This is a genomic window from Brucella sp. 22210, from assembly GCF_052045675.1.
Lineage (GTDB): Bacteria > Pseudomonadota > Alphaproteobacteria > Rhizobiales > Rhizobiaceae > Brucella.
On sequence record NZ_JBQEPD010000045.1, the window covers coordinates 1 to 10,000 of the forward strand.

The following is a 10,000-nucleotide window of genomic DNA, read 5'->3' on the forward strand; positions in this document are numbered from 1 at the left end:
GAAGATCAGAAAGGACCCACTATGTCCAAGAAGAAATGCGCGATCATTGGTTCCGGCAATATTGGCACGGATTTGATGATCAAGGTGATGCGCACGTCGAAGAATATCGAAATGGGCGCAATGGTCGGCATTGATCCGAATTCGGATGGTCTGGCACGCGCCGCACGGCTCGGCGTGCCGGTCACCCATGAAGGCATCGACGGGCTGCTGCGTATGCCGGAATATCGCGATATCGATATCGTGTTCGATGCAACCTCGGCCAAGGCGCATCTGCATAATGACGCGCTGTTGCAGAAGGACGGCAAGAAGGTCATCGACCTGACACCTGCCGCCATCGGCCCTTTCACCATTCCGGCCATCAATGGCGATGCCAATATCGACGAGCCGAACGTTAACATGGTCACATGCGGCGGTCAGGCGACGATCCCGATGGTCTATGCCGTCAAGCGCACCACCGACCGCGTGGTCTATGGCGAAATCGTCGCTTCGATCTCGTCGCGTTCGGCTGGTCCCGGCACCCGCGCCAATATCGATGAATTCACCGAAACCACGTCGAAGGCGATCCGTGATCTGGGCGGTGCCGAACGCGGCAAGGCGCTGATCATTCTCAACCCTGCCGAACCTCCGCTGATCATGCGCGATACGGTGTTTGTTCTGTCGCAGGGCGGCAGCCGCGAAGCCATCGAGGCTTCGATTGCCGAAATGGTCAAGACGGTTCAGGCCTATGTGCCGGGCTATCGCCTGAAGCAGAAAGTGCAGTTCGAAGTCATCGGCGATAATGCGCCGGTTCGCGTGCCGGGCATCGGGCTCGTATCGGGTCTCAAGACGACGATCCTGCTCGAGGTGGAAGGCGCTGCACATTATCTGCCTGCCTATGCCGGCAATCTCGACATCATGACATCCGCTGCATTGGTCACCGCCGATCATTGGGCAGCAAAAGCGCTTGCCAAGGAGGCTGCATAATGGCCCGCTCCAATCCCGATAAGCTCTATGTTCAGGATGTCACGCTGCGCGACGGCATGCATTCGATCCGCCACCAATACACGCTGAAGGATGTCGTCGCCATTGCGAAGGCGCTGGATGCAGCCAAGGTGGACGCGATTGAAATCACCCATGGTGACGGCCTTGCCGGTTCGACCTTCAATTATGGTTTTGGCCTGCATGACGATGTCGAATGGATCGGCGCGGTTGCCGACGCCTGCGAGCATGCCCGTGTCACCGTGCTGCTCATTCCGGGCATTGGCACGGTGCATGATCTGAAAGAAGCCTATGATGCCGGTGCACGTTCGGTTCGCGTTGCAACCCATTGCACCGAGGCCGATGTATCACGCCAGCATATCGAGGCTGCACGTGAACTGGGCATGGACACGATCGGCTTCCTGATGATGTCGCATATGGCTGAGCCGGAAAAGCTGGTCGAACAGGCGAAGCTGATGGAAAGCTATGGCGCGGAATGCGTCTATGTCACCGACTCGGCAGGCGCGCTGTTGCCGGAGCAATATACGCTGCGCGTCAAGGCGCTGCGCGATGCGCTGCGTCCGGAAACAGAAATCGGCGTTCACACCCACCACAATCTGACGCTTGGCGTTGCCAATGCCGTTGCCGGTATCGAAGCGGGCGCTGTTCGCGTCGATGCATCGCTGGCAGGCATGGGGGCAGGGGCCGGTAATGCGCCGCTTGAAGGCCTGATCGCCGTTCTCAACCGCAAGGGCATTGATACGGGCTGCGACCTCTATGGCCTGATGGATGCAGCTGACGATCTGGTGCGTCCGTTGCAGGACCGCCCGGTGCGGGTGGACCGTGAAAGCCTCTCGCTCGGCTATGCGGGCGTTTATTCGAGCTTCCTGCGTCATGCGGAAAACGCCTCGAAACTCTATGGCGTCGATACGCGCGAAATCCTCATCGAACTTGGCAAGCGCCGCATGGTCGGCGGTCAGGAAGACATGATCATCGACGTCGCCCTCGACATTCTTAAAAACAAGGCCGCGTAAGCGGCCCACTCAGGAGGAAATGCTATGACCGTCTTGGAGGGCGCGGCTTCTGCACGCGTAGAAAAAGACACTTTGATTACCGATGGCGACCGCCGTCGCGCGCTGATTGGCAGCGCGGTTGGCAGCACCATCGAATGGTATGATTACTTCCTTTATGGCACCATGTCGGCCATCGTGTTCGGGAAGCTGTTCTTTCCGTCCGACGATCCGGTGACTAGCCAGCTTCTGGCGCTTGCCTCTTTCGCGCTGGCTTTCTTGATCCGCCCGATTGGCGGCATTCTGTTCAGCCATATCGGCGACCGTATCGGCCGCAAGAAGACACTTGTCATCACCCTTTCCATCATGGGCGTATCGACGGTGCTGATCGGCTTGATGCCGACCTATGCCACCATCGGCGTCTGGGCGCCGATCATCCTGACGCTCTTGCGTCTGTTGCAGGGCCTCGCCCTTGGCGGCGAATGGGGCGGCGGCGTGCTTCTGGCGGTGGAATATTCCCCGCGCCAAAAGCGCGGCTTCTATGGCGCGGTGCCGCAGACCGGCGCATTGTTCGGTTTGGCGCTCGGCAATCTGGTGACATCCGGCCTTGCGCTCGGCTTCTCGGAAGAAGCGTTCCTGTCCTATGGCTGGCGCATTCCGTTCGTGCTTTCCATCGTGCTGGTCGCCATCGGCATGTGGATCCGCAACGCCGTTGACGAAACCCCGTCCTTCAAGCGTGTGGCTGCGGCCAATACCGCGAAGAAAGTGCCGCTGTTCGAAACGCTGACCAAGCATTGGCGCGCGGTTCTGATCGTCATCGGTGCGAAGTTCATCGAAACCTCGACCTTCTTCCTGTTCGCAACCTTCACCGTTTCCTATCTCGTGGGATTGGGTTTCGAGCGCGTCCACGCTCTCAATTCGGTGCTGATCGCTGCATTGATCGCCGTTCCGGTCATGCTCTATTTCGGCAGCCTGTCGGACCGTATCGGCCGCAAGAAGGTCTTCCTGCTCGGCACGGTCGCCATGGTCATCTATACGGTGCCTTACTTCTGGCTGCTCAATCAGGGTTCGTGGCTCGTGGCGACGCTTGCCGTCGTGATCGGCTTTGCCATCATCTGGTCGACCTATGGTTCGGTGCTTGGCACGTTCTTCGCCGAAAGCTTCCCGGCAGATGTCCGCTATACGGGCGTTTCGCTCGGCTATCAGGTGGGCGCAGCCATCGTCGGCGGTCCGCTGCCGCTGATCGCAACGGCTCTGCTGGCCAAGTATAATGGCAGCTATCTGCCGATTGCTGTGTTCATCGCGGCTTGTGGTGTCATCTCGCTGATTGCGGTGGCCTGCACGACTGACCGAAGCGGTCAGCAGCTCGACGACTGATCCTGATCTGCAAAATTGAAGAAGCCGGCTTACGCCGGCTTCTTTTTTGCGCCTTCGCTAAAGGACAGTTTCTGGCGAACCAGCTCCGCCACATTCGTCACTTGCATCTTTTCCATCACGCGGCTGCGATGCACCTCAACCGTCTTGATGCTGATATCCATCAGATCGGCGATCTGCTTGTTGAGCTTTCCGGCCACAATATATTCCAGCACTTCCTTTTCGCGCTGCGTCAGGCTCTCGTAACGGCGGGCAAAATCATCCGCCTGCTGGCGCAGCCGCGCATTGTCGCGCGCCTTGGCGAGAGAGAATTCGATCCGCTCCAGCACATACTGGTCGTCGAGCGGCTTTTCGATGAAATCCACCACGCCGTCGCGAAAGGCTGTGACAGCCATCGGCACGTCGCCATGGCCGGTGACGATGATGGTCGGCAGATCGACGCCAAGCGCCTGCAGGCGACGGTGCAGTTCAAGGCCAGTTATGCCCGACATGCGCACATCGGCAATCACGCAGCCGGACATGTCCGGTGATGCGACATCCAGAAAAGCTTCTGCCGATTCGAAAGCGCGAACCGTGTATTGGCTCGATTCCAGCAACCAGACGAGCGAATCCCGAAAAGCTTCGTCGTCATCGATGACATAGACCGCTTCGCTCATGCCGCGTTTTCCTGACGAGTGCCGCTTACCGGCAGCGTGAAATGAAAGGACATCCCCAGAGCTTGGCCTTGAGTTTGGCCTTGATTTGGCTCTGCCCAGAGCCGCCCGCGGTGAAACTCCATGATCGAGCGGCAGATATTGAGCCCGACGCCCATGCCTTCGGCCTTGGTCGTATAGAAAGGGTCGAATATCTTGCCCAACTCGTCTTCCGCAATGCCTTGCCCGAAATCCTGCACGGTTGTTTCCACTTCCTGCCCGTCGGGGCTGATTCTGGCGGAAACAATGATATCGCGTCTCGGCGCGGGCATTGCCGATGTGGCCTCGATGGCGTTTCGTAAGAGATTGAATACAACCTGCTCGATCATTACCCGGTCGGCCAGAACGGTTGGCAGGTCTTTCGCAATATCAACCTTGATCTTGAAACCGCGCCTGCGCGATTCGATCTCGGCGATGGATGCGGTCTCCTCGACAATCTCCCGTAATATTTGCGGCTGGGGGGTCGGTTCGCTGCGACGCAGAAAATCGCGAATGCGTGACACGATGCCGGATGCGCGGCTTGCCTGCCGCGACGCCTTCTTCATGGCGTCGAGCAGTGCAGCACGGTCATCGGTGCCAGCCTCCAGCCGCCGTACCGATCCCATGCAATAATTGCTGACTGCGGCGAGCGGTTGGTTCAGCTCATGGGCAAGGCTCACGGCCATTTCACCCATCGAAATCAGCCTCGCCGTCTGTTCGAGCCGCAGGGCGCTGTCGCGCTCGAAGGCAAGTGCCGCCTCGCGTTCGGCTTGCGCCTTGGCTTCCTGCTCGCGCATCTTCGCTTGCAGAATCTCGAACTCCTGGCCGGTTTTCTTGAAAATCTCCACGGCGCGCGCAATATCGCCAATCTCGTCGCGCCGGTCCTGATCCTTGACCGTCAGATCATATTTACGGCGTGTCAGCTGTCCGATCACCGCTGTCAGTCGCCCGAGCGGTCGCGTGATGCTGCGCGACAAGAGAATCAGAAGCGCCGTGGTGACAACGGCGATGGTGGCAAGAATGCCGCCTGCGCGCAGCAGCACGGCCTTTGTTTCGCTATCCACATCTTCCAGATAGATGCCGGTCGCGATGAACCACCGCCACGGCTCGAACGGCATGACATAGGCCATTTTCTCGCCGCTCACATTCGTATTGGGCTTGGTGAATTCATAACGCACCACGCCGCCGCCGGACTTGGCGGTGTCGATCTGCATCTGCACGTAATGGCGGCCTTCGGAATCGACCAATGTGGATGCGTCCGTGCCTTCAAGATCCGGCCTGATCGGCAAAAGCACAGAATTGCCATCGAAATCGTCGATGAAGAAATATTCGTCATTGGCATAACGCAGCTTGCGCAGCGTTTCGACGGCATTGTGCTTGGCCGCAGCTTCGCTGATCTCGCCGCCTTGGAAGCGATCATATTCTTCCTGAATGATCTTGCGGCCGATCTCCGTCAGGTTGCGAACCATGGTGACACGGTCATCGATCATCTGTTCGCGCAGCGCATGCACCGTCACAGCGGCCATGACCAGCAAGCCGATCAGGCTGACAAGGCTCGACAGAAGAAGTTTGGAACCGATACCCAATTTGATTCTCATGATGAAATTTCGCCACCGCCGATAGAAGCGGTCAGCCCGCAATTCTCGTTTCCATTCACTGTTGCAGCAGCACGGCGGCGTTGGCAACCGGCAGTGCACAAGGATTTTTTCCGGTGCCGGGGTCTATCAACTTTGTGTCATTTGCCCTAGATCATCCAGGAATACGATACAGATTATCAGCCGTTGTCGTCGAAATGCCGCGACAACCAAATATGCCGGGTTCCAGCCTGTTTGCAGTGGATGCCTCCCCATTGCCACGCGACAGGCCAGCTGGTTGCATCTCTGAAGGGCCTAAAATGGAAAAAGCAGATATCGGAATGGTCGGTCTTGGCGTGATGGGTTCCAACCTGGCGCTGAATATAGCCGAGAAGGGCTACACGGTTGCTGTCTATGATCGTGACGAGCCTGTGCTGAAAGCTTTCCTCGATAAAGCTGGTCCGCTGCGTGACAAGATCATCCCTTGCGCCACCTTCGAAGAATTGGCGGAAAATACGCGCAAGCCGCGTCCGTTCATCTTTCTGATCAAGGCGGGCGCGCCCGTCGATGCTGAAACGACCCGCCTCAAGGCTCTTCTCGAGAAGGGCGATATCATGATCGACGCGGGCAATTCCGATTATCGCGACACGGTCCGCCGTCTCAAGGCGCTCGGCCCGAACGATCCGACCTTCGTCGGCATGGGTGTTTCCGGCGGTGCGGAAGGCGCGCGCCATGGCCCGTCGATGATGGTGGGCGGAACGCCGGAAGCTTATGAGCGCATTGCGCCGATCCTTCTCGCTGCCGCTGCGAAATATAAGGGCGAGCCGTGCTGCGCACTGGTTGGTCCTGACGGCGCGGGCCATTTCGTCAAGACGATCCATAATGGCATCGAATATGCCGATATGCAGATGATTGCCGAAATCTACGGCATCCTGCGTGACGGCCTCAGCCTGTCGGCTCCGGCCATTGGCGATGTGTTCGAGAAATGGAATTCCGGTCCGCTCGATTCCTATCTGATCGAGATCACCGCCAAGGTTTTGAAGACCACCGATCCGGACAGCGGCAAGGCGATGGTCGACATGATCCTCGACGAAGCCGGGCAGAAGGGCACCGGACGCTGGGCTGCCATTGAAGCGCAGATGCTGGGTGTTCCCGCAACAGCAATTGAAGCTGCGGTTGCGGCGCGTTCGCTTTCGTCGCTCAAGGCCGAGCGGCAGGAAGCCGCGGGCATCTACAAGCCTGCGCCGCGCACGCTTGATGTTGCTGATCACACCAAGTTCCTTGCCGATCTGGAGCAGGCACTGCTTGCTGGCAAGATCGCGGCCTATGCGCAGGGCTTTGCCGTGATGGAAGCGGCCTCGAAAGAACATGGCTGGAACATTCCGCTGGCCACCACGGCCCGCATCTGGCGCGCCGGTTGCATCATTCGCTCGGAACTGCTGGACGATATCGCCCAGGCATTCGAGGGCAATGAAAGCCGCAATCTTCTGCTGGCTCCGGCTTTTGTCGGGCGTATGCAAAAGGCGTCCAAGGGCTTGCGGAACATCGTTTCCAAGGCTGCGATTGCCGGCTTGCCGGTTCCCGCACTTGCTTCGGCGCTCAACTATTTCGATAGCTACACGCAGTCGCTCGGTACGGCCAATCTCATTCAGGGTCAGCGCGATTTCTTCGGTTCGCATGGCTTCAAGCGCATCGACAAGGATGGCGATTTCCACGGCCCGTGGGGCGAATGATCGCTCCTTATTTGCTGTATTAAAAAAGCCGCCCAATCGGGCGGCTTTTTGTTTGCGGTTATGCTTTGTCAGGTTGCATCGAGATAGGGCTTCAAGGGCATATCGTCGTGCGTAGGGACAGTCTGCCGTTCGATCATGTGGTGAATGCGGGGAGGGCCGTCGCCGCGATGCAATTCATCAAGGTGCTTTGCGATCTCGGCATCCGCATGAGTCAGTCGCTGGCTGTGGCGGATATATTCGATCCAGGTCGGCACATGGTAGCTTTCCGTCCAGATGCGCGGATTTTCCAGATCGCGCAACAACACCCACTGTTTGGCGCCGTCGCGAATTCTGGTGCGCCGCCGCAGCGCCATTGTGGCGAGAAATTCCGGCACGTCTTTCTGGTCGATAGAATAATCGACCATCACCATGATTGGGCCGCTGCGTGCGCGCAGGTCCAGCTGCAGCTGTGGTTCGCTGAAGGCGTTGGTCGGATCGAGGTTCAATGATTCGAAATTGGGTTGGCGCAAGATGAAGCCGAGCAGCCCGCCGACGATCAGTACGGCGCTTGCGATAAACAGCGCACCCGAAACACTCTGCAAATCGGCCAGTTCACCCCAGACCCAGCTGCCCAAGGCCATGCCGCCGAATGTCGCCGTCTGGTACAGCGACAAGGCGCGACCGACGACCCAGCGCGGGGTCGAAAGCTGCACCGTCACATTGAACAGCGAGAAGGCCTGCACCCAGGCCATGCCTGCTGGCATCAGCAGAAGGCAGCTCAGCCACACCCGGTTGCTCATGGCGAGGAAGAAACAGCTGATGGCGAGCGCGAAGAATGCGCCGCGGATCACCCATTCATTGCTGAGAATATCGCGCACCCGCCCGATCAGCAGTGCTCCGCAGATTGCGCCGAACCCGAAAAAGCCCAGCATAATGCCATAGGTAATGGCGGTGCCCTGCACCTGATCGCGCGCAACGAGTGGCAGGAGCGCCAGAATCACCACGGCGCTGAAGCCGAAAGCGAATGAACGCACCATGACCTTCAACAGATTGGGCGACATGGTCACATAACGAAAACCTGCCGACATGGCGCTGCCGAAGGATTCGCGCGGCAGCGGGTTTCGCGGCGTCACTTTCTTCCAGCGGAAAAGCGCGAAGATCAGGGCGAAATAGCAGAATACGTTGAAGAGAAAGGCGAAGGCCGCGCCTGCCGTCGCAACGATGATGCCGCCAATAGCCGGGCCGATGCTGCGCATGAGATTATAGCTCATGCTGTTCAGCGCAACGGCTCCTGGCAAGTGCTCACGGGGAACAATGTCGCCCATCGAGGCCTGCCAGGATGGATTATAGAGTGCGCCGCCACATCCGATCAGAAATGTGAGGCTGAGCAGCAGCCACGGTGTCAGCACATTGCCATAAGCCAGCAGCGCCAGCATTGCCGAAAAGCACAGCATCATCATCTGCGCGATCAGCATGATGCGGCGGCGGTCGTAATTGTCCGCCAATGCCCCGGCAGCGAGCGAAAAGATCATCACTGGCAGGGTCATCGATGCCTGAACGAGAGCCACCATTCCGTGCGATGTGGTCAGACTGGTCATCAACCAACCGGCGGCGACACCTTCGATCAGTCCACCCAGATTCGAAACCAGCGTTGCCGACCAGAGCGAACGAAATGTCCGGGACTGAAAGGATTCGAGCGGAGAGGCGCTTTTGGGCATGGCGATTTTCTGCATCTACATGCTTGACTCTGGCCTGTTGAAAACGGACTCAGAGAAAGCGCATCGGCGGGATGCAGACGAAAGTATAATGAATTGCGCGTTTCGGGAACAACCGAGTAAGAAATTGCCCATCACTGAACAAAACAGGGTGAAATATCCCGTCGTTCGGGGTTCGAGGGCATTCTTCACTCTTCTTACGGCGCTATTTTATACGTCATCCTTATATATAGCAGTGTGAATGACGCCGTCCGCTCCACACCAGGCGCGATACATGCCCTCGCTGTTCATAGGCAGGCTGATATTGCCTTTGCGATCCACGGCGATCAGTCCGCCTTCGCCGCCGATTGTCCCCAGTTCCCGCACAACATCGCCCGCAGCTTGCTGCAAAGCCTGACCGGCCCAGCGCATGCGCGCGTCAATTTCATGCCCAACGGCCCAGCGAATGAAATATTCGCCATGTCCTGTCGCCGATATGGCCGCCGTTGCATCGTCAGCCCAGGTTCCTGCGCCAATGATCGGACTATCGCCGACGCGTCCTGGTGTTTTGGCGGTCATGCCGCCTGTGGATGTTGCTGCCGCCAGATGACCTTGGCGGTCAAGAGCGACTGCTCCGACGGTTCCGTGCTTGCGGGCAGGGTCTTCGTCACCAGTTAACCCCTGCTTGCGCCGGTCCATGACGGCCTTAAGCGCAGCCATACGCGGTTCGGTTGAAAACCAGTCTGGGGACATCATCTCAAGGTCGGCAGTCTCGCAGAATTGCTTTGCGCCTTCGCCCGCGAGAAAAACATGTTCGGTTTTCTCCATCACGGAGCGGGCTGCCAGAATCGGATGCCGTGGCCCGCAGATACCAGAAATCGCACCGCAGCTGCGTGTCGCGCCGTCCATAATGGCTGCGTCCATCTCGTGTGTCGCATTCGAGGTAAACACCGCACCACGCCCGGCATTGAATAGAGGATCATCTTCAAGCGCCATCACCGCGGCCGT

8 protein-coding genes (1 of these 8 cut by a window edge) are annotated in these 10,000 nt (G+C 58.4%); 4 read left to right on the forward strand and 4 right to left on the reverse strand.

From position 1 onward, the window contains the following. Positions 1-21: 21 nt before the first annotated feature. From ACTJKP_RS24110 to ACTJKP_RS24120, 3 genes are read left to right on the forward strand one after another with little or no spacing between them, the layout of a single operon-like run. Positions 22-963: an acetaldehyde dehydrogenase (acetylating) gene (locus ACTJKP_RS24110; RefSeq protein WP_440630967.1), complete on the forward strand. Its 942-nt coding sequence runs from the start codon at positions 22-24 to the stop codon at positions 961-963. Continuing rightward, positions 963-1,991, forward strand: coding sequence for a 4-hydroxy-2-oxovalerate aldolase (gene dmpG / locus ACTJKP_RS24115; RefSeq protein WP_078341218.1), 1,029 nt, complete (start codon positions 963-965; stop codon positions 1,989-1,991). Before ACTJKP_RS24110 ends, dmpG begins: the two co-directional genes overlap by 1 nt. A gap of 24 nt (positions 1,992-2,015) precedes the next feature. Next, positions 2,016-3,344: an MFS transporter gene (locus tag ACTJKP_RS24120; RefSeq protein WP_078341323.1), complete on the forward strand. Its 1,329-nt coding sequence runs from the start codon at positions 2,016-2,018 to the stop codon at positions 3,342-3,344. Positions 3,345-3,373: 29 nt separating this feature from the next. Here the strand turns inward: ACTJKP_RS24120 and ACTJKP_RS24125 are convergent, their stop codons facing one another. Beyond that, positions 3,374-3,997 carry a response regulator transcription factor gene (locus ACTJKP_RS24125; RefSeq protein ID WP_440632476.1) on the reverse strand — a complete coding sequence of 208 codons (624 nt, stop codon included), beginning with the start codon at positions 3,995-3,997 and terminating at the stop codon, positions 3,374-3,376. Further along, positions 3,994-5,610: a cache domain-containing protein gene (locus ACTJKP_RS24130; RefSeq protein ID WP_440632477.1), complete on the reverse strand. Its 1,617-nt coding sequence runs from the start codon at positions 5,608-5,610 to the stop codon at positions 3,994-3,996. The genes ACTJKP_RS24125 and ACTJKP_RS24130 overlap by 4 nt, the downstream gene beginning before the upstream one ends. 296 nt (positions 5,611-5,906) lie before the next feature. On the opposite strand from ACTJKP_RS24130, the gene gndA reads away from it, so the two are divergent. Next, positions 5,907-7,319, forward strand: a complete 1,413-nt coding sequence (gene gndA / locus ACTJKP_RS24135; protein ID WP_151589750.1) for an NADP-dependent phosphogluconate dehydrogenase — start codon at positions 5,907-5,909, stop codon at positions 7,317-7,319. Between the two features lie 68 nt (positions 7,320-7,387). On the opposite strand, the gene ACTJKP_RS24140 is transcribed toward gndA, so the two are convergent. Beyond that, complete coding sequence (locus ACTJKP_RS24140; protein ID WP_440632478.1) at positions 7,388-9,016, reverse strand: MFS transporter; 1,629 nt, start codon at positions 9,014-9,016, stop codon at positions 7,388-7,390. A 207-nt stretch (positions 9,017-9,223) separates the two neighbouring features. Beyond that, positions 9,224-10,000, reverse strand: the 3' portion of a protein-coding gene (locus tag ACTJKP_RS24145) for an isoaspartyl peptidase/L-asparaginase family protein (RefSeq protein ID WP_440632479.1). It continues 165 nt past the right edge of the window; 777 of the gene's 942 nt are visible here — the last part of the coding sequence; the start codon falls outside the window, past its right edge — the gene reads right to left on this strand; it ends in the stop codon at positions 9,224-9,226.